The organism is Variovorax sp. GW531-E2 (assembly GCF_059423125.1).
Genome location: NZ_JBWKXQ010000001.1, coordinates 17,937 through 36,920, shown reverse-complemented (window position 1 = coordinate 36,920; position 18,984 = coordinate 17,937). Strand labels below are relative to the sequence as shown.

General features: G+C 65.5%; 23 protein-coding genes. 22 read left to right on the top strand and 1 reads right to left on the bottom strand.

Going from position 1 to position 18,984, the window contains the following annotated elements; all coding sequences use genetic code 11:
* The first annotated feature begins 4 nt into the window (after positions 1-4).
* From AC07XP_RS00135 to AC07XP_RS00030, 22 genes are all read left to right on the top strand, one after another.
* Positions 5-790: a flagellar hook-basal body protein gene (locus tag AC07XP_RS00135; RefSeq protein ID WP_495263397.1), complete on the top strand. Its 786-nt coding sequence runs from the start codon at positions 5-7 to the stop codon at positions 788-790.
* A gap of 53 nt (positions 791-843) precedes the next feature.
* Positions 844-1,632, top strand: a complete 789-nt coding sequence (gene flgG, locus AC07XP_RS00130) for a flagellar basal-body rod protein FlgG (protein WP_495263395.1) — start codon at positions 844-846, stop codon at positions 1,630-1,632.
* Positions 1,633-1,699: 67 nt separating this feature from the next.
* Positions 1,700-2,650 (top strand): flagellar basal body P-ring formation chaperone FlgA, encoded by a 951-nt coding sequence (gene flgA, locus AC07XP_RS00125; RefSeq protein WP_495263394.1) that lies wholly within the window; start codon positions 1,700-1,702, stop codon positions 2,648-2,650.
* Positions 2,647-3,261 (top strand): flagellar basal body L-ring protein FlgH, encoded by a 615-nt coding sequence (locus tag AC07XP_RS00120; RefSeq protein WP_495263393.1) that lies wholly within the window; start codon positions 2,647-2,649, stop codon positions 3,259-3,261. The genes flgA and AC07XP_RS00120 overlap by 4 nt, the downstream gene beginning before the upstream one ends.
* A complete protein-coding gene (locus tag AC07XP_RS00115; RefSeq protein ID WP_495263392.1) occupies positions 3,261-4,415 on the top strand; it encodes a flagellar basal body P-ring protein FlgI in 1,155 nt (384 codons plus the stop codon). Before AC07XP_RS00120 ends, AC07XP_RS00115 begins: the two co-directional genes overlap by 1 nt.
* 61 nt (positions 4,416-4,476) lie before the next feature.
* Entirely contained in the window at positions 4,477-4,860 is a 384-nt protein-coding gene (locus tag AC07XP_RS00110) for a flagellar basal body protein (RefSeq protein ID WP_390342965.1), read from the top strand.
* A 2-nt stretch (positions 4,861-4,862) separates the two neighbouring features.
* Entirely contained in the window at positions 4,863-5,345 is a 483-nt protein-coding gene (flgC, locus tag AC07XP_RS00105; RefSeq protein WP_495263391.1) for a flagellar basal body rod protein FlgC, read from the top strand.
* A complete protein-coding gene (fliE, locus tag AC07XP_RS00100; RefSeq protein ID WP_495263390.1) occupies positions 5,342-5,698 on the top strand; it encodes a flagellar hook-basal body complex protein FliE in 357 nt (118 codons plus the stop codon). Before flgC ends, fliE begins: the two co-directional genes overlap by 4 nt.
* Positions 5,695-7,170 carry a flagellar basal-body MS-ring/collar protein FliF gene (gene fliF, locus AC07XP_RS00095; protein ID WP_495263389.1) on the top strand — a complete coding sequence of 492 codons (1,476 nt, stop codon included), beginning with the start codon at positions 5,695-5,697 and terminating at the stop codon, positions 7,168-7,170. Before fliE ends, fliF begins: the two co-directional genes overlap by 4 nt.
* The gene (locus AC07XP_RS00090; protein ID WP_495263388.1) at positions 7,167-7,835 is read left to right on the top strand and encodes a hypothetical protein; all 669 of its coding nucleotides are present in this window, start codon (positions 7,167-7,169) and stop codon (positions 7,833-7,835) included. The genes fliF and AC07XP_RS00090 overlap by 4 nt, the downstream gene beginning before the upstream one ends.
* The gene (locus tag AC07XP_RS00085) at positions 7,832-8,674 is read left to right on the top strand and encodes a FliH/SctL family protein (protein ID WP_495263387.1); all 843 of its coding nucleotides are present in this window, start codon (positions 7,832-7,834) and stop codon (positions 8,672-8,674) included. Before AC07XP_RS00090 ends, AC07XP_RS00085 begins: the two co-directional genes overlap by 4 nt.
* 4 nt (positions 8,675-8,678) lie before the next feature.
* The gene (locus tag AC07XP_RS00080; RefSeq protein WP_495263386.1) at positions 8,679-10,100 is read left to right on the top strand and encodes a FliI/YscN family ATPase; all 1,422 of its coding nucleotides are present in this window, start codon (positions 8,679-8,681) and stop codon (positions 10,098-10,100) included.
* Positions 10,097-10,609 (top strand): hypothetical protein, encoded by a 513-nt coding sequence (locus AC07XP_RS00075; RefSeq protein ID WP_495263385.1) that lies wholly within the window; start codon positions 10,097-10,099, stop codon positions 10,607-10,609. Before AC07XP_RS00080 ends, AC07XP_RS00075 begins: the two co-directional genes overlap by 4 nt.
* Positions 10,606-11,478 (top strand): hypothetical protein, encoded by an 873-nt coding sequence (locus tag AC07XP_RS00070; RefSeq protein ID WP_495263384.1) that lies wholly within the window; start codon positions 10,606-10,608, stop codon positions 11,476-11,478. Before AC07XP_RS00075 ends, AC07XP_RS00070 begins: the two co-directional genes overlap by 4 nt.
* On the top strand, positions 11,460-11,861 hold the full coding sequence (locus AC07XP_RS00065) for a flagellar hook assembly protein FlgD (protein ID WP_390342948.1): 402 nt from the start codon (positions 11,460-11,462) through the stop codon (positions 11,859-11,861). The genes AC07XP_RS00070 and AC07XP_RS00065 overlap by 19 nt, the downstream gene beginning before the upstream one ends.
* Before the next feature lie 27 nt (positions 11,862-11,888).
* Positions 11,889-13,085: a flagellar hook protein FlgE gene (locus AC07XP_RS00060; RefSeq protein ID WP_495263383.1), complete on the top strand. Its 1,197-nt coding sequence runs from the start codon at positions 11,889-11,891 to the stop codon at positions 13,083-13,085.
* Positions 13,082-14,026: a FliM/FliN family flagellar motor C-terminal domain-containing protein gene (locus AC07XP_RS00055; protein WP_495263382.1), complete on the top strand. Its 945-nt coding sequence runs from the start codon at positions 13,082-13,084 to the stop codon at positions 14,024-14,026. The genes AC07XP_RS00060 and AC07XP_RS00055 overlap by 4 nt, the downstream gene beginning before the upstream one ends.
* The gene (locus tag AC07XP_RS00050) at positions 14,023-14,454 is read left to right on the top strand and encodes a FliM/FliN family flagellar motor switch protein (protein WP_495263381.1); all 432 of its coding nucleotides are present in this window, start codon (positions 14,023-14,025) and stop codon (positions 14,452-14,454) included. The genes AC07XP_RS00055 and AC07XP_RS00050 overlap by 4 nt, the downstream gene beginning before the upstream one ends.
* Before the next feature lie 2 nt (positions 14,455-14,456).
* Positions 14,457-15,020, top strand: a complete 564-nt coding sequence (locus AC07XP_RS00045; RefSeq protein WP_495263380.1) for a flagellar biosynthetic protein FliO — start codon at positions 14,457-14,459, stop codon at positions 15,018-15,020.
* Between the two features lie 56 nt (positions 15,021-15,076).
* Positions 15,077-16,060 (top strand): flagellar type III secretion system pore protein FliP, encoded by a 984-nt coding sequence (gene fliP, locus AC07XP_RS00040; protein WP_495263379.1) that lies wholly within the window; start codon positions 15,077-15,079, stop codon positions 16,058-16,060.
* Between the two features lie 29 nt (positions 16,061-16,089).
* Positions 16,090-17,010 carry a sigma-70 family RNA polymerase sigma factor gene (locus AC07XP_RS00035; RefSeq protein WP_495263378.1) on the top strand — a complete coding sequence of 307 codons (921 nt, stop codon included), beginning with the start codon at positions 16,090-16,092 and terminating at the stop codon, positions 17,008-17,010.
* 56 nt (positions 17,011-17,066) lie between these two features.
* Positions 17,067-18,344 carry a tetratricopeptide repeat protein gene (locus AC07XP_RS00030; protein ID WP_495263377.1) on the top strand — a complete coding sequence of 426 codons (1,278 nt, stop codon included), beginning with the start codon at positions 17,067-17,069 and terminating at the stop codon, positions 18,342-18,344.
* A gap of 126 nt (positions 18,345-18,470) precedes the next feature.
* Here AC07XP_RS00030 and AC07XP_RS00025 read toward each other — a convergent pair whose 3' ends face one another.
* On the bottom strand, positions 18,471-18,959 hold the full coding sequence (locus AC07XP_RS00025) for a hypothetical protein (RefSeq protein ID WP_495263376.1): 489 nt from the start codon (positions 18,957-18,959) through the stop codon (positions 18,471-18,473).
* Positions 18,960-18,984 lie beyond the last annotated feature (25 nt).

Genomic DNA, 18,984 nt, shown 5'->3' with positions numbered 1-18,984 from the left:
CTTTATGAGCGACGTACTCGCGATCAGCCTCCACAGCATGCAGCAGGACATGGCACGCCTGGAACGCATCAGCATGAACATGGCCAACGCCACCACACCGGGTTACAAGCGCGAGGTGGCGGTGTCGCTGCCGATCGGAGGGACCGGCACAGGGGCTTTCGTGGATGCTATGCGCGACGCTGGCGCCTCGCTGGCCGGAACATCTGGCACCGCCACATTGGGCGGCAGCTTCGTAGTACGTCCCGATTTGCGGCCGGGAACCTTGAAGTCGACCGGTCAAAGCCTGGACATCGCACTGACTTCCCCTGGTTATTTCGAGGTCTCGACCGACACCGGGCTTGCCTACACACGCCAGGGTGGCTGGCAGCTCGACGGTCGGGGACGCCTCGTCACGCCGCAAGGCCACCCGGTGATGGGCGTGGGCGGAGAGATCGTTCTCTCGCGGCCCAACCCGGTGATCGATGCCAACGGCCAGGTCTTCGAATCGAAGGCAGGCGGCGGTGCCGAGGCCACACCAATCGCCCAGATCAAAGTGGTGCGTTTCGATGACGCATCGGAACTGCGCCGCATGGGTGACGGACTCATGACCACCGCGCAGGCTCCCTCACAAGTGCCTGAAGCTGATGTGCAACTGCGTCAGGGCTTTCTCGAAAACGCCAATGTCAGTTCGATGCAGGAGATGGCCCAACTGATCCAGTCGATGCGCCACTTCGAGTCGATGCAACGCGTCGCGCTCGGCTACGACGAAATGATCGGCGGTGCCGTGCGCAAGCTCGGCGAGCTCTCCTGACGACCGGCCACACAGCCCCGCACCTTCTTCCACTCCTTTTTCCTCTCATCACCATGTTCGACGCCCTCTACATCAGCGCCACCGGCATGCAAGCTCAGCAGCTTAATGTGGACACCATCGCCAACAACCTGGCGAACGTCAACACGACCGGCTTCAAGAAGGCCAAGGTCGGCTTTTCCGACCTGATGGTGCGCGAGGCGGGTCGGCTGCAGCCGCCGACCGAAGAGCTCGGCATCCTCGGCGGCGATCGTCAGCTCGGCGCAGGGGTTGGCATCGCAGCGATATCCAAGCTCTTCGACATGGGCGACCTCAAGAAGACGGAGTCGGCCTTCGACATCGCGATCCAGGGCGAGGGATTCCTCGAGGTAACGATGCCCGACGGGACGAGTGCCTACACCCGGGGAGGCACTTTCAAGGTCAATCGCGACGGCCTGCTGGCCACACCCAGCGGATTTCCGCTGAAGCCGAACATCTCGATCCCCGACAACGCCCAGAACATGCAAATCGACGGCGACGGGCGCGTACGTGTTCAGGTGGCAGGACAGGGCACCCCCGTCGAAGCCGGCCAGCTCGACTTGGTGCGCTTCACCAACCCTTCGGGCCTGCAGTCGCAGGGCGACGGGTTGTACCGGACCACGCAGGGGTCAGGTGAATCCATCCTCGGCAAGGCCACCGAGGACGGTATGGGTAGCCTCGCACAGGGGTTCCTCGAGGGCTCCAACGTCAAACTGACCGACGAGATGGTGAACCTGATGGTGGCCCAGCGCGTGTATGAAGCGAACGTGAAGGTCATGCAGGCCTCCGACGAAATGCTGGGAATGATCAATGCCCTGCGCAAATAGGAACGCCCGGCGCACAGCAGCGGCGACCATCTCGGTCGCCCTCGTGGCCTGTGCCCATGCGGCGCCGGTGTCCATCGAGTTGCGCCCTGCGGTCCAGGTTCCTCAGGGTCAGGTCCGACTCGGCGATGTGGCCTACCTCACAACACGCGACCTTCCCACCTTGCGACGGTTGATGATGTTGCCTCTCGGTACCGCGCCGCGCCCCGGTTCGCCAGTGCTGCTTGACCGCGACACGCTCGAGCGCCGGATCCAGGCCCGAGGCAGCCTGGCTTCTTCCGAGCTCGACGCCGCTGCAGTTCTGCATTGGACCGGCGCCTCCGAGACGGTGATCGAGAGCGCAGCCCAGCAACTGCCGGGCGATGTGATTGCCGACGCCGCACGCTTGGCGCTGGAAAACTGGCTCTCGCAACGCAGTACCCGGGCCGAGGTACAGATCGCCTCAACCGTGCGCGACCTCACGCTGCCAGCTGGCACGCCGGTGCTGCGTGTGCGACCGCTGCCCGCCGGCGCGACGCCACAACGGCGCATGCTGGTCTGGGTTGAGGCCTGGGTCGATGACCGCTTCGTGCGTGCCACTGCCGTGAGCTTCGATGTAAGCGCATGGGCCCCGGTCACGGTGGCCTCGACACGGCTCGACAGCGGCGCGACCGTCGATGCCGTGACGCTGCGCGGCGCCACCGCATCGCGAGAAGTTGATCTGACCGCCTTGCGGCCCAGTGCACCAGTCAAAGCCTCTGGTCCCGCGCAGAACTCACTTGAAGCCTCCGGCCAACGCCTGCGCCGCCCGCTCAAGCCCGGCGAGGTACTGACCGCTGCACATCTGGAGTCGATGCCTGCCGTCGCGCGTGGCAACTGGGCGCAGTTGCTCGCGCGCAGCGGCGATGTCACCGTCGAAAGCCGGGTCGAAGTGCTGCAGGATGGCCGTAAGGGTCAGTTCGTGCGCGTCAAGGTGCCCGGCGGCAGCGGCGAGGTGCTTGCGCGCGTTACGGGCCCGGGCCAGGTAGAGGTGCAACCATGATTCACCTTCCACGCCGCTCGGCCCTTTCCATGCATGCTTTCGCGATGTGCTTGAGCGCTTGCGTCCTGCTCCTTTCGACTTCGGCCACGCTCGCCGAGAGTCTTTACCAGGAAGGCAGCTTCCGTCCTCTGACCGCCGACAACAAGGCATTCCGGGTTGGAGACTCGCTCACCGTCCAGGTGTTCGAAAACTCGTCGGCCACCACCAGCGCCAACACCGGCACGCGCCGTGCAAACGACATCAACGGCTCGGTCACCCAGACCGGCAACCGCACCGTCGGCCAGCTGGGCATTGGCGTCACCGGCGAGTTCGATGGCGGTGGACGCACGCAGCGCGCCAACAAGCTGCTGGCTACGCTGACAGTCACCGTGCTGGAAGTGCTGCCCAACAAGGAGCTGCGCGTGGCCGGCGAGCAGTTGCTAACCGTCAACGAGGAGCTGCAAAAAGTGAATCTCGAAGGTCGCGTGCGACCGCAAGACATCTCCGATGGAAACGTCGTCCTTTCTACACGACTCGCGGACGCGCGCATCACCTATGTGGGCGAAGGCGACGTGTCCGACCGCGCTCGACGCAGCGGATGGCGTCGCGTCTTCGATTGGCTGGGGTTCTGATGACCGACATGCGAACAACCTTGCACGCGACCGCGGTGCACCTGCTGCAGGCGGTGCTGGTGGTCAGCGCACTGTGCGCGGGCACCGCGCCGGCAATGGCTACGGACGCGATCCGCGTCAAGGACCTCGGCAAGCTCCAGGGCTGGCGCGATAACGCCCTGTTTGGCACAGGCATCGTCACCGGCTTGGCTGGCACGGGCGACTCGCCATCCAATCGAACCACGCGCCAGTCGCTGGCCAACGTCCTGTCGCAGTTCAACCTGACGATCGCACCCGAACAAGTTCAAAGTCGCAACGTCGCCGTCGTCATGGTCAGCGCCACACTGCCGACCTTCGCGCGGGAGGGTGATGCGCTGGACGTGACGGTGAGCTCCGCAGGTGATGCGCGCAGCCTGGTCGGCGGCACGCTGTTGACCACGCCACTCAAGGCTGCGAACGGCCGCGTCTACGCATTGGCCCAGGGCGGTCTTACCGTCGGCGGCTATCGCTACGACGCCAATGGCAACGTGGTGCAAAAAAACCACCCGACCGCCGGTGCGATCCCCAACGGTGCGACGGTGGAGGTCGGTGTCCGCGCCGCGATGCTCGACGAACGGCAGAACGTGACCTTCGTGCTTACCGAGCCTGACTTCACCACCGCCAGTCGTGTGGCCACCGCGATCAACAGCCAACTCGGCGGACGTATCGCCAAAGCGCGCGACGCCTCCGGCATCGAGATCGCGGTGCCGCCATCGCAGCGCGACGAACTGGTGGGCCTGTTCACCCGCATCGAGAACGTGATGGTCGAACCCGACCGCCGCGCCAAGGTGGTGATCAACGAACGCACGGGCACCGTGGTGTCGGGCGGCGATGTACGTATCTCCAAGGTCGCGATCTCGCACGGCGACATCAAGATCGCAATCTCGAACCAGAACACCGCCTCGCAACCCTATGGCGTCTGGGGCGGTGGCCCGGACATCCGCACAGCGATCGTCACCAACACCCGCATCGACGTCGACGAGCCCAACGGCCCCGGCTTCGTGACCGGCGCCAACACCGTGTCCGACCTGGTGCAGTCGCTCTCGCGACTCAAGACCAGCACCCGCGATGTGATCTCGATCCTGCGTGCAGTCAAAGCCGCAGGCGCGCTGCACGGCGAATTGATCGTCCAGTGAGCACATCCATGCCTACCTCCCCCAATCGCAAGACTTTCAGGAACACCGTCCGGAGACCCGAATGACCGATGGAATCGAAGCCGTGACCCGTTCGGCGCTGGCGCTCGCGCTTGATGCGGCAAGCCTGCGCCAGCAGGCGATCGCGAACAACATCGCCAACGCCAATGTGCTCGACTACGTGCCCCAGCGCGTCAGCTTCGATGCGCAACTGGCCGATGCACGCCGCAGCATGGCCCAGACCGGCCGTCTTGACACCTTCGCGCTCGGCCAGGTGAGGCCGCATCTCGAGCCCGCACTCGACGCCTCGGGTCTGCCAGAGACAGTGAAGCTCGATGCACAGGCCGCCGACATGGCACGCAACGCGGTGCACTACCAAGCCCTGGTCAAGGGCTTGTCGCGCCACCTCTCCATTCTGGCAATGGCAGCCGGCGACGGCAGGAAATGACCATGGACTACAACCAATCCTTTGCGATCAGCGCGATCGGCATGAGCATCGAGCGCACACGCGTGGACGTGGCGGCGCTGAACCTCGCCAATGCCAACACGGTGCAGGGCGCAGGCGGCGCGAGCTATCGACCGCTGCGCGTGATCGCGCAAGCACAGCCGCTGTCTGCCGAAGCGGGCAGCAATGCGATGGCCGGGGCCTTCGGCGCACTGGTTGAACAGGCCCTCGATGGCACCGTAGGCCCCACTGCAGGCGCCACCCCCATGGTGCAGGTCGTGGCGTCGCAGACCGGGCCGCGCATGGTGTACGAGCCGGGTCATCCGATGGCGGATGCACGCGGCTTCGTGGCCTACACCGGCGTGGACGCCGCCACCGAAATGGTAAGCCTGATGAGTGCCACCCGGGCCTATGAAGCCAACGTCTCGGCGATGAACACCAGCCGCACGCTCGCCCTGCGTGCACTCGACATCGGGAGCGGTTCATGAGCGAATTTCTTCCCGTCGAGGCACTGGCCGCGCTGTCGCCGCAAGCACGCGCCATGGCTACGCAGGCGCAGTCGCTGGTCAACGCCGCACCATCTGCGGCAACCGCATCGCTCGCCTCCTCCACCTCCGCCGACGGTTCGTTCGGCCAACTTGTCGCTGACGGCCTGACCAAGGTCAACGGCCAGTTGGTCTCGAGCCAGGTCGACCTGCAGAAGCTCGCCCTTGGCGATGCGCAGAACCTGCACCAGGTCATGATCGGTCTCGAGGAGAGCCGTCTGTCCTTCCAGCTGATGATGCAGGTGCGTAGCCGCCTGCTCGAGGCGTATCAGGACATCATGAAGATGCCGATATGAACCACTGGCGGGGACTCACGCAGCGCGCGCGCGCCGGCCTGGTGGCAGGCGTCGTGCTCATCGCGATCGCCACGGCCGGTGCGGCCTGGTGGATCTTTCATACCGAGTACCAGGTGCTGTTCGCGGACCTCAAGCCGCAGGACGCCCAGGCGATGACCACTGAGCTAGAACGCCAGAAGATTCCGTATCGCCTCGGCGATGCCGGGACCTCGATCCTGGTCGACAAGAACACGGTACATGCCACGCGCATCAAGCTCATGGGCAAGGAGCTTCCGCTGCAGGGCGCGGTGGGCCTCGAGCTCTTCAACAACACCGACTTCGGCATGACCGAGTTCGCGCAGAAGATCAACTACCAGCGCGCACTCCAGGGCGAGCTGACCCGCACCATCCAATCGCTGGCCGAAGTGCGCGAGGTGCGGGTGCTGCTCGCATTGCCTGAGCAGGGGCTGTTCAAGCAGGCAACATCGAAAGCCACGGCATCGATCACCCTCAACCTGCGCCAGGGCCAGGCCCTGCGACCGGAACAGGTACTGGGCGTGCAGCGCCTGGTGGCTGCAGCCGTGCCAGGCATGGCGGTGCAGGACGTGACCATCGTCGACAGCCACGGCATCGCGCTGACCCGGCATGATGCGGGCCATGCCGACGGCGAGGCGACGAGTGCGCGGCTCGACCTCAAGCGCGACACCGAGGCCTACCTGGCACGCAAGGTGGGGGCCGTTCTCGACCGCAGCTTCGGGCCGGGGCAGGCGCTGGCGAGCGTGGACGTGACGCTCAACATGGATCAGATCCGCACGACAACCGAGGACGTGCTGCCGGCCGCAAGCCGCGCTGGCCTGCAATCGACGGGCGTGGTAGTGCGCGAACGCGAGACGCTGCGCGATGGCGGCTCCACGCTTGACACACGCGTCAGCGACAGCAGCGGTCCACGTGGCGGCAGCGCGCAACGCGACGTCGAGTATGCCGTGGGCCGGCGTGTCGAGCAGGTAGTCAGCCAGCCCGGCTCGATCCGTCGCGTGCAAGTGGTCGCGGTGGTCCGCAAGGCACTCGACGCGACCCAAGAGGACCAGTTGCGCAAGCTGATCGCTGCCGCTGTCGGCGCCTCGCTGGAGCGCGGTGACACGGTGGTCGTCCAGTCGATGACTGCTGGGGCGGTGCAAGCGGCCGAGCCGGCAGCAGCCGCAGCTTCGCTTGCATCCCATGGCGAAGACACGCCGACTGCTGTCGCCCCCACCGAAGACAAGGGCCCCGAACTGCTGCGCTGGCTCGCGGCCGCCGTGGTGATCGGCTTGCTGGTTCTGCTCGTTCTGCGCATGGGCAAGCGATCGTCTCCCCTCCTCGACCGTCGCGATCCGCCCCCGTTGTCGGATTCTGAACGCGCCGCTGCATTGCAGCGCGTACGCGGCTGGCTGCACCAGCCACCCACCGCTGGTGTGGACCTCGCGGCCACTGGCGCCGGGAGGCGTCCGGGATGACCCCCGGCATTGCCATGTCAGGCTCATTGCTCCCGGGCGTCGACGCGGCCGAGTCCGGTGGCGCACGCCATGCCGCGCTGCTGCTTCACGCGATGGCGCAAGCGGATCGCGAATGGGTGCTCGACGCCCTGCCTCCCGCTCAGCGCCAGCCGCTCACCGCACTGCTCGCCGAACTCGAAGCCCTCGGGATCGAGCGCGATCCAGGCCTGGTCGCCGAAGCCACAGCCCATGCCGCGTCCGCGGCGACCGCTGCCGCGCACCGTATCGACGACGCCTGGCTTGAAACCCCGATGTCCGACGAGGCCATGTTGCAACAGCTGAGCGCCGCACGCGTGGAGATGCTGGTCAAACAGCTGCAGGGCGAACCTGCCGGCCTCGTGGCTGCCTTGCTGCGCGCAGGCACCTGGTCTTGGCACGCCACGCTGCTGCAAGCCCTGGAGCCCGTGCAGCGGCGCCGTGTCGAGGCGGCGCTCGCCGAGCACTCGCCTCACGTGACCACCCCACCTGCGTTGCGTGCTGCGCTGATCGCCTCCACGGCCAGCAGGCTGCGCGAACAGACGCTCGAATCCCCACATCCCCGGGACATCGCGCGTCGGCCGTCATTGGGTCGATCGCTGCGTCAATGGCTGGATGCTCGCCGCCGGCCAGGTGGAGCTCACCGATGAGCGAACGTCCGAACGGCCCGGCTTCCGGCACCACTGTCTTGCGGGACATCGCGGTGCACGGGCAGGTTGCGCTTGCTCGTCCCCGGCCCCCTCTCGCTCGCCCAGCGGCAAACGAGCCTGTTCGCCCAGCGGCACCGACGGTCGCACCTGCCCAGGCAATATCGCCTCTATCTTCAATCGCAACTCCACCGGCGGCGCGAGGTGATCCCGAAGCGCAGCGCCAGGGCTTCGAAGACGGCCTTGCACAGGGCCGTGCCAAGGCCGTGGAGGAAGCGCGCGACGCCGCCTTGCGCGCAGATCAGGCGCTGCAAAAGAAACTGCAGGACCTCGAGGCGCAAGCTCAGAAGCAGATGCAGGACCACCAACAGAAAGACCAGGCGGCTCTGCAATCTCGCCTGCAGCGCATCGACGCCCTACTCTCCGCATTGCCCGCACAAATTCACACCCGTATCGACGCGGCCGAGGACGATCTGCTGGCCCTGTGTTTCGAATCGGTCTGCCGCGTGCTGGGCTCCCACGCGGCGACCGCCGAAGGCATTCGGGCACAAGTCGCCCACGCACGCGAAGGCTTGCACAGCCGGGCGCTGGTGGCCGTGCACCTCCACCCCGATGATCTCGCGACGCTGCGCGGTGCGGCTGGAACTTCGCCGGACATCGGAAACGATGGCGTGCAATGGATCGCCGACCCCGCCGTCGCGCTCGGCGGCTGCATCCTCCAGTCACCTCAGGGCGGCCTTGATGCTCGACTCGAGACGCAACTGCGCACACTGGCCCAGTTGTTGGCCCAGTCGCGTGCGTCAGCACGTGCGGCCGCGACCAGCACTCCGCAAGAACGTTGACGCTATGAACGCCCTCGCCCTTTCACGTCAGACACTGCAGGCCACCGACCTGCGGCACCGCATCGGCCGGGTCATGGAAATGCAGGGCCTAGCCATCGACGCGCAGGGGCCCGACGCTGCAGTGGGTGAACTCTGCCGAATCGCCCTGCGCGACGGCAGTGCAGGCCATGACACGGACGGCACCGACGGCGTGCTCGCCGAGGTGGTCGGGCTCAAGCCAGGGCGCGTCACCCTCATGCCCTACGGCCCGCTCGACGGCATTGCCGCAGGCTGCGAAGTGCGTGCGCTCGGCCGCGAATCGCTCATCGGCGTCGGCCCGGCATTGCTGGGCCGGGTGATCGACGGTTTCGGCACCCCGCTCGACGGGCAGCCTGCACCAGCGGTCACAGAGCGCCGCCCGCTCAAGGCCACTCCGATCAATCCGATGCAACGTCCGCCGATCCGGCGCATTCTCGAGACCGGCATCCGCAGCATCGATGGACTGCTCACGCTGGGACAAGGCCAGCGCATAGGTATCTTCGCCGGCAGTGGTGTCGGCAAGAGCACGTTGCTCGGCCTGCTCGCGCGCCACACCAAGGCGCAAGGCCCCGACCAGGACCCGCGCGGCAGTGTCAACGTGATCGCGCTGATTGGAGAGCGTGGCCGCGAGGTGCGTGAATTCATCGAGAACCAGTTGGGACAACAGGGCCTGGCCCGTTCGGTTGTGGTGGTCGCGACATCTGACCAACCGGCGCTCGCACGCCTGCGTGCGGCCTACGCGGCGCTCGCCATCGCGGAGCACTTTCGCGACGACGGCCGCAACGTGGTCCTGACGATGGACTCGATCACACGCTTCGCGATGGCCCGACGTGAGGTCGGCCTGTCGGCGGGCGAGCCGCCTACCGCACGCGGCTACACACCGTCGGTGTTCGCCGAGCTACCCGAACTCTGTGAGCGCTGCGGCACTGCGCCCGGTGGTGGATCGATCACTGCGCTGCTCACCGTGCTGGTGGAGGGTGACGATTTCAACGAGCCCGTGTCCGATGCGCTGCGTGCCATCCTCGACGGCCACGTCGTACTCACTCGCCAACTCGCGCATCGTGGCCACTACCCGGCCATCGATGTGCTCAAGAGCGTCAGTCGGCTGATGCCCGAGCTAGCGAACGAACAGCAGCGTCAGCTCGCCGCTTCAGCGGTACAGCACCTCGCAGTGTTGGAACGCAACCGACAGATGATCGACATCGGAGCCTACGAAAAGGGTACGAACCCCGAACTGGATCGGGCGATCGCACTCGAACCTGGGCTGATGGCTTGGCTGCGGCAGGACAAGGGCGGGATCTCGCATGCTGAGGCGATCCGGAGGTTGCACGAGCTGCTGGCTCGGCCAATGGCGCCCGCGTCCCAGCCCGCCGTGCCTGCGCAGGGCCTGCCCAAGGGGAGACCATGAACGCGACCGCCTCGGCCAACGTTGCTGCCGTGAAGGATGTCGACATTCGCGGCTTCGCCTATGCGCTGGAGCCCCTTCGACAACGTCGACGTTGGCAACTGGATGCAGCGCTGGCGGCGCTGGCCCAGGCCCAGCGACTCCTCGACGAAACCGAGGCCCGACTGTCGGAGTTGCGCGAGGCCCACGACACCCAGGCCCGCGCACTCTCGGAAGCCGCGTTGCGCCGGCTCGATGCGGGCGCGCACCGCCGCGCCCTGGCCTACCTCACGCACTTGCGCGAGCGCGCGAAGCAACTCGAAGCCGAGCGCGATGCACAACGTCTCGCTCGCGACCAACAGCGCCGCGACTGTATCGACCGGCAAATGCGGCAGGACGGGCTGGAAAAACACAAGCAAGACGCGCTGACCGACTTCGCCGACGACGTGCGACGGCGCCTCGCGAATGAACAGGACCGCGACTGGCTGGCGCGCAGCGCTGCCGGTTTTGGTCCCAAGGAACCGCGGCCATGACCATTCCAGAAGCAGGCTCCACGCTGCCCTCGGTCGAACAGCGTTCTGCACGTGAGGGCAGATCCGCAGCCTCCGCAGGCAGCGACGACGCGCATCGACAACTGGCATGGCAGCGCGAGATGGAACGCGCGCAGTTGGCCCATTGGTTCAAGGGAAAGCCGCATGCACAAGGGCGCGACCGGGATAGCAACAGCACTCAAGATCAACGCCTCGAGCGCCGACACAGCCTCGCCTCTGCGAAGACGATTCACGGAGCCGCGGCGACCCCATCGGTAGCGTCCCCGTTGGTGTTGTCACAAGCCTCCCTCGCCTGGCCACGCCCTGGCGTTCAAGCTCCACTCGCGCCGTTCGTCGCGTCCGTGCAGCCCGACGGCATCGCTTCACGATCACCCAGTCATGGGGTCGCGCGCGACCCTGCATCGACAACCACGCTCGAGTCGCCCCTCCAGCTGGGCCCGCTTCTGCCTTCCGCCACAGGTGCCCGCCTGGCAAGGCTCGAACACTCAACGGCCAGCTACACGCCCCTAGAGCCTCAGCCCAACGAGCCCCCCGAGAGCCAGACCTGGCACGCGGCCTTCGAGAGCCCGAACAGCCAAGCCCCTGTGCGCATCCACGAGGAGTCGATGCCGTCGGGCCAGGCAATATGGATCGCGATGCGGGCCGATGACCAGGCCCTGGCGGCACTACTGCCTCGGCTCGTGCTCGACCTCCAGCGCGCCCAGGCACTGCAAGGCCGGCAGCTTCACCAGGTCGTCTGCAATGGCGAGCTGGTCTGGCGTTCGGGCGATTTCTTCCCGCGCGGTGCTTCGCGCAACGACTTTCCTCATCTACCCGCTTCCAAGGAGATCCCATGGCCATCGACACAGTGAGCGCCTCCGCAGGAACCAACCTGCGATCCAGCAGCCTGGGCATGGAGGACTTCCTAAAGATCCTCCTGACCCAGTTGACCTATCAGGATCCACTCAAGCCCATGGACAACCAGCAGTTCATGGCCCAGATGGCGCAGTTCACCAACCTTGAGCAGACCCAACAGCTCAACACCAAGATCGAGACCCTGATCACCAACCAGGCTGCGCTGCAGTCGGTGGGCCTCATCGGAAAGACCGTGGACATCACCACCGCGACCGGGACGGCAAGCGGCACGGTGAGCGCGTTGTCGCTCTCGGGCGCGGCCCCCCAGATCAGCGTGCGAACCACGGCCGGAGCCGTATTGACCAACATCTCGCTGAGCCAGATCACATCGGTTCGCTGAGCCGACACCTGAAAAAAGGGAGATCCCATGCTTGAATCCATCTATGTCGGAATGACAGGCCTCCTGGGCTATTCGCGCGGCCTTCGGGTCATCGCCAACAACACGGCCAACCTCAACACGCCGGGCTTCAAGAGCTCGAGCCCGCAGTTCGCCGACCTTTTTTACACCGGCGGCAACCTCAGTGGCGGCGCGGCGGGCCGGGGCGAAAACCAGCTTGGCTTCGGCGTCAACACAGCAGGCACGACGCTCTCGTTCAAACAGGGCGAATTGCGGCAGACCGGCAACGAACTCGACATGGCGGTCGATGGCCAAGGCCTGTTCGTGCTGCAGAACGCGGAGGGCAAGATCAGCTACACGCGGGCGGGCCAGTTCAAGTTCGATACCGATGGCACGCTTGTCAACCGGACTGGCGGAGAGAAAGTCATGGCCATGGGCGAGAGCGGCGAGTTCGTGCCGATCACGCTGGCCGGGCAGATGATGAACCTGGGCCGCCCCACCACGCAACTCAAGTTCTCGGGCATTCTCAACTCTTCGCCGGTCGACAACGCCTCGCAGTCCATCGAAGGCATCAACGTCGTTGACGCGACAGGCGCATCCCACGCGCTGATTCTTCGTTTCTCTTCGATCACCCAGACGGGGACCCGCATGACCGTCAAGGTCGAGCTCCTGGAAGGCTCAACCGTGATGTCCACCGGGCAGTTGGCATTCGTGGACGGCAAGCCGACCCCAGAAACCTCGAAGCTGGCCATGACCTACGCGCCCGTAGGCAGACCGCCTTCACAGCTGACCCTGGACTTCAGTACCGACGTCGCGTTTCTCTCGGGAACCACGACGCTCTCGATGAAGACCCAGGACGGTATCAGCCCCGGCACGTTGAGCAGCACAAGCTTCGACGACGACGGCATGCTTCAGATGAGCTACAGCAACGGTCAGAAGATCAAAGGTCCGCAGTTGGCGCTCGCGCGCTTTGACTCTCCCGACGCGGTGACTTCGCTTGGCAACAACCAGTTCGACGTGCTCAACAAAGACGCCTGGCATTTCGGCCGGGCAGGAGAGGGTGCGTTCGGGAATGTTGTCTCCGGGCGTGTGGAGATCTCCAACGTCGACCTGTCGCAGGAGTTCAGCGACCTCGTGATCATGCAACGCGGCTACCAGGCGAGCTCGCAGGTCATCTCGACCGCGAACGAGATGCTGCAGCAACTGTTCTCCATGAAGGGCAAATGAACGCCATTGCACCAAGCCCCACTGCGTCGCCGCTGCTGGACGCCAGCGTGTCGATGCTGCGAGCACGCCCGCTGCGCAGTTGGCCAGCCTCGGCCCGGGAGAAACTGCAAGCGCGCATGGTCGCACTGCACCAGGACTGGACCGCCGAATGGCTGCCGGCGCATGACGGGGGCGTGAGCGAATCAAAGATGGTGATTGGCGATGCGGTGATAACCCCGAGCGACGAGGATGAGGTGCGCTGGTCGTTTGCACCCGCATCACGCCGTGCGTCTTCGCCACCGACTGCCTCCGGCGCGCCACATGCTGAACCCGTTGCCTTCATCGCAAACGCCCTGTTCGGGGGCGACAACGGATTGCCCCGCCCAGCCGGAGCCTCAATCCCGCGCATCGCCGACGGCATCGCGCTTGCTGCCTGGAACGACTGGCTTCAGCGGCTGGGCAAGGCGCTCGGCGGCTTCGCGCTCACGCACCAGCACGCACCGATGAGCCCGGGAGTGGGGGCGGGCTCGCACGCTTGGTCGGGCGCCCTGCAAGTGCATTGGCCGTGGTGCGGCGGCATGTGGACGCTGGTGCTGCCCCACGATGCCGTCACCGCATTGGTGGGGCCCCTCGAGACGACAGCGCCAAGTCCGCACGATGCTCCCACACCTAAAGAGCCCCTCGATCGCGTACTGACAGGCGAGCGGGTGACCCTGCGTGTGCTGCTCGACGGCGCAGAACTCAACCTCGGCCAACTGCAGGGCCTGCAGATCAACGACGTGGTGCCGCTCGCACACCGTCTCGATGCGCCAGCGCAAGTCGTTGGTCTCGATGGCAGCACCGTCTGCGACGGCTGGCTCGGCCGCAGCGAAGACCGGATGGCGATCGAACTGGCCTCGCCTGCCCTCCCCATCACCGGCCTGGGGCCGGGCACCTCTTCATCCAAGGAAAGAAAATCATGACACAAGCCATGGAAGGCATTGCGGCCGCTGGCCGCACCGGTAGCACGTCGGCCTCAGCCGATCCGCGCCTGGACCATCGCGCCCCGACCGCGCAGATCATCGCCCTGCCCGACCTGCATGCCGGCGCCGACAGCCACGATGCGGCTGATCCGTCCAATGGGGAGCCCATCCTCAAGGACTGGAACCCCTTGCATCAGATCAAGGCCAAGCTGCAGGTGTGCGTTGGCGAAGCGACCCTGACCGTGGGTGAGTTGCTCAGCGCCAAGGAGCACCAGGTATTGAAGCTCGACCGCGGTATCGAGCAGCTCGTGGATCTCACTATCGAAGGCAAGGTCGTGGCCCGCGGCCAGCTGGTGGCCGTGGATGGTCACTTCGCGGTGCGGATCACCGAACTGCCCATGGCACTGGGCCTCGGAACGGGACGCTGAGGATGCTGGCTTTGCGGCAACAGGCGGCCCTCTCCTGCCGAGCGAACACATTTCGCAACGGATGGCTTGGCCTCGGCTTCGCGGCCTTGCTGCTCGGCGCGGCATCGGGTGCCTGGGCTCAGACCCCGCCCACTTCCGGTGTGCCGGATGTGAACAACAGAACGACGTCCGTTGGCAGCCTGCCGCCGGGAATTCCCGTCAAGCGCGATACCGACAGCAGCAACGTCGATGACGAAATCAGCGTGCGTTGGTGGCTCGCAGCAGTGTGCATCGGCGGCTTAGCCGCCTGGGGCTTTGTGATGGTTCGACGGCGCGACAAGGGCGCGGCCGTAACGGGCGCATGGCTCGGAAGGTGGACGCAGTTGGCCGAGCCCGGTGCACCGCGCGAGATCCGACGCATTGCGAGCACGCGCCTCACACCCCGCCACAGCCTGCATGTGATCGAGTGGAACAACCGGCAATTGCTGTTGGGCTGCACCGATCAGGCAGTTCAATTGCTTTCCGAAGCCGTGGCGGGCGGCCAGCCGGTGGAGACATCTGCGTCGCAGGAAACCCGCGCGCAATGAAGCCTCGCGTTCTCACCATTACTGACGGCCTTGGCATGGTCCGACGCTGGCTTCCCATGCTCGTCCTCGCGATGCTGGCCTGGATACTTCTCGGCCCCGGCACGCTCGCCCTGGCCCAGGCCCCCTCGGAAACGTCCGTGCAACCCGAAGCAACGCCTGCGTCGAGTCCGGCACCGGCCGTCGAGCAGCCCTCCGTGCCGGTGACACCGAGCGCGCCACCAGAACAATTGGCGCCGATACCTTCGCCCGCAGCTGCCAGCCCCGCGGTCGCTCCATCTACAGCGCCCGCCGCAACGCTTCCCGCAACCGCGGCCCCTCCCACCGCTCGCGCCCGGTCGTCCGGCAGCTCCGGCGCCCTGCCACCACCCGCCGTGTCAGGCACCGCGAACGCGTCCTCGATCACGCCGGCCACAGAAACCGCCCAGGCGCTGCGCGTGGTGCTGGGTCTTACGGTACTGGCCATCCTGCCCGCCTTGCTCGTGTGCCTGACGAGCTTCTTGCGCACCATCGTCGTCCTATCGATGCTGCGGCACGCGATCGGCATGAATGAGACACCACCCAACACCGTGCTGATTGGCCTCGCGCTCTTCCTGACCCTGTTCACCATGTCGCCCGTGCTGCAGAAGGTGAACCAGGACGCTTTCGAGCCTTTCATGTCCGGCAAACTCTCCATGGAAGACGGCTACAAGAAGGGCATTGCGCCGCTGCGCGAATTCATGGTGCGGCAAACGCGCGAAGCCGACCTTGCGCTGATGGTCGAACTGTCGAAAGCCCCCATACCGCGCACCATGGACGACATCGGCAACGTGCAGCTGATTCCGGCCTTCATGCTGTCGGAGTTGCGCGCCGCTTTCCAGATCGGCTTCGTGATCTTCCTGCCCTTCTTGTTGATCGACCTGATCGTCTCGAGCGTGCTCATGGCGCTCGGCATGATGATGATGCCGCCGACCACGGTTGCGCTGCCGCTCAAGGTGCTGATGTTCATCCTGGTGGATGGCTGGAGCCTGGTGCTCAAGGCACTGGTTGGCAGCTTCCACTGACGGGCGCGCGCTCCCCGTACGTCTGCCCCATGCCTCGCTTCGGTTCCGCACGCGCACTTCCGTCGCTGACGCCGCCACCAGCGGCGTCCGGGCATGGCGGCCAGGATGCGGATGCTGAAGACTTCGCAACGGTCACCACCGCAACGCCCCTCACCGATGACTCGTTGCCCCTGTGGCGGCTCTGGCGTGACCGAGGCGACATCGAAGCACGCGAACAGCTCATCACCCACTACCTGCCCTACGCCCGGATGATGGCCGCCACGCTCTACGGCCGGCGCACCCATGACGAAGTCGAGTTCGCCGACTACCTGCAGTTTGCGCGCGTCGGGTTGGTCGAGGCCGTGGACCGCTACGACCCGAGCCAAGGCGCCCAGTTCAAGACCTTTGCTGCCAAGCGCGTGCAGGGCGCGGTACTCAACGGCCTAGTGAACTTCACCGAAAAGAACCAGCAGATCAGCCTTCAGATGCGTCTGCGCCGGGAGCGCCTCGAAGCAGTGAAGGAGGCTGCGGCGGCAGCCGTCGCCGAGGATGAAGCCGGCGACGGGTCCGAATCGGCTTCTCCAGGCGCATCGCGCGGCAACGACAAGCTGTTTCGCTATCTGGCCGAAGTTGGCATCGGCCTTGCGCTGGGCGTCATGCTCGAAGATACGGGCATGGTCGACGCTCAGGCCTTCGATGGCAACGAGATGCAGTCGCCCTCACCCGAGGTGAGTTACTTTCGCAAATCCGAGATCGACCAGTTGCGCACCGTCCTGCGCAGCCTGGTCGGCCAGTTGAGCGAACAGCAGCGCCTCGTGATCCGCCACCACTACCTGCAGGAAGTGCCATTTAACGAGATCGCGGCGATGATGAACGTTACCCGTGGCCGTGTGTCCCAACTGCACCGGCAGGCGCTGTTGCGATTGCGAGAGCTGCTCGCGACCGACACCCGCATCGATGTCTCTTGGTGAATACACCGCCCTTTTTGTCGCCCCGACTGCTTCACTGTCTTCATCCATCATTCGCCATGACCGAAATCACCTCAACGCCCTCGGCAACCCCTGCTTCACAGCCCGACCATCCGCGCGTGGTTGCCGCACGCCAGCGCCTGGAACGGCTCGAAGGTTTTCTGCGCCAGGACCCGCGCAACAATGCCCTGCTGATCGACGCCTTCGAGACTGCGCTGGCTTGTGGTGAATGGGGGCGTGCCGAGTTTCATCTGAAGCATGCCCAAGCACTGCAGCTCGATGCCCTGGCCTGGCAACTGCGCGAAGGCGACTTTTGGCTTGCCCAGCAGGACTATGAGCAGGCCCTCACAGTGCTGGATTCACTGAATGCCGTGCCCAACCCACCTCCCGGCTTCAGGGACGTGCTGCTGCACAACCTCGCCTATATCGACCTGAAGCGCGACCGCCTCGCCGACTGCATCGAGCGGCTCGCACCCGTCCTCGAAGCACAGTCGTCAAAAGCGAGCGATCCTGCGAGCGTCGATGGCACACAGCCATCCGTCGCAGTCCGCGCATTGCAGCAACTGTGGCTCCGGGCATTGCATCGCGAGGGGCAGTTCGACCGTGCCATGGCGTGGTCCGTCGACGCCGAACAGAAGGGGCGCATCGATCCGCAAGCCGCCGGCGTCGCCAGCCTCATCGCCATCGACGCGGAAGATTTCGCGGCAGCACGGCGATGGGCTGCGCTGAGCCTCGCAGATGGGAGTCCGAACGATCGGCCGACAGAAACCCTCGTGGCTCAGGCATCACTCGCGCTGGCCGCGCGCGATGCCGAACAGGCCGGCAATTTCGCTGATGCGGCCCTGCAGCGGCATCCGGGCGACGGGCGGGCCTTGTCGACCAAGGGCTTTGCAGCGTTGCTGGGCAACGATCTCCGAGGCGCGATGGATGCGTTCCAGCGTGCGTTGGCCGTCATGGGAGAGCACATCGGCACCTGGCACGGCCTGGGCTGGACCCAGATCCTCTCGGGTCAGTTGGCCGAGGCACACGCCAGTTTTGAAGCCGCGCTCGAGCTCGATCGCAATTTCGCCGAAAGCCACGGCGGACTTGCGGTGGTGCTGGCGATGCAATCGAAACGCGAGCAAGCGCAGGAACATGCAGAGTTGGCATTGCGCCTCGACAAAAGCAACGTCTCGGGCCGCTATGCGCAGGCGCTGCTCTCCGGTGACGTCAAGGATGCGAACGACCTGCAGCGGCTCGCGCGACGGCTGCTCGGAGGACGGACTGCACCGCTGGGCGGAGACATGGGGCAGATGTTTGCTGAAGAGTCTGCACCAGTGCCGCCCAAAGACGCCTAGGGCCGAGGCCGTGCCTCACTGGTCGAACACGAAAGCGATGCCAGCGTCGGCCCGTTCGTTCTGAGGCCGGTCAACCAAATAGTCGCTACGCCTCGAACTAGCCTGTTGCAACTCGCAGCGTTCGTTTCAGCGCGGCGTGGCCTTGGTCCCTGTCTGCTGTGCCTCAGACAACAACAAGCCACCAGCCTCCCGCAAAGCTGCCTGAAGCTCAGGGTCACTCTCCATCCGCTGCAGAACGGTATCGACCATCTGATCGAAGCCCCGCTCATCGAGCCGGTCGCGCCCGAACGACTGAATCAGCACCGACTCGAGAAACAATCGAAACGCCTTGCGCTCGCGCTGCGGATCGTCTGGCGACAGCGCACGGACGCGCAGCGCGACCAACTGCTGAAGACGGGCATCCTGGGCATTCGGTGTTGCGTCTACTTGAACATCTGCAGCGCTCCGACCGCCCACCCCGCTAGCGGTGCTCCTGGAACCACTGGCTATCTTGCGCCGAGCAGCAGCCATCTCGCCTGCCTCCCCACCATGCTCTTGCGACTTGGTCTGCGCGCGAAACTGCGCCGCAAACTGCGCACGAATCATCGCCGCCAATTGGGTCGATGGATCAATCATGGTCGCGGGGCGCAATGACAGCCAG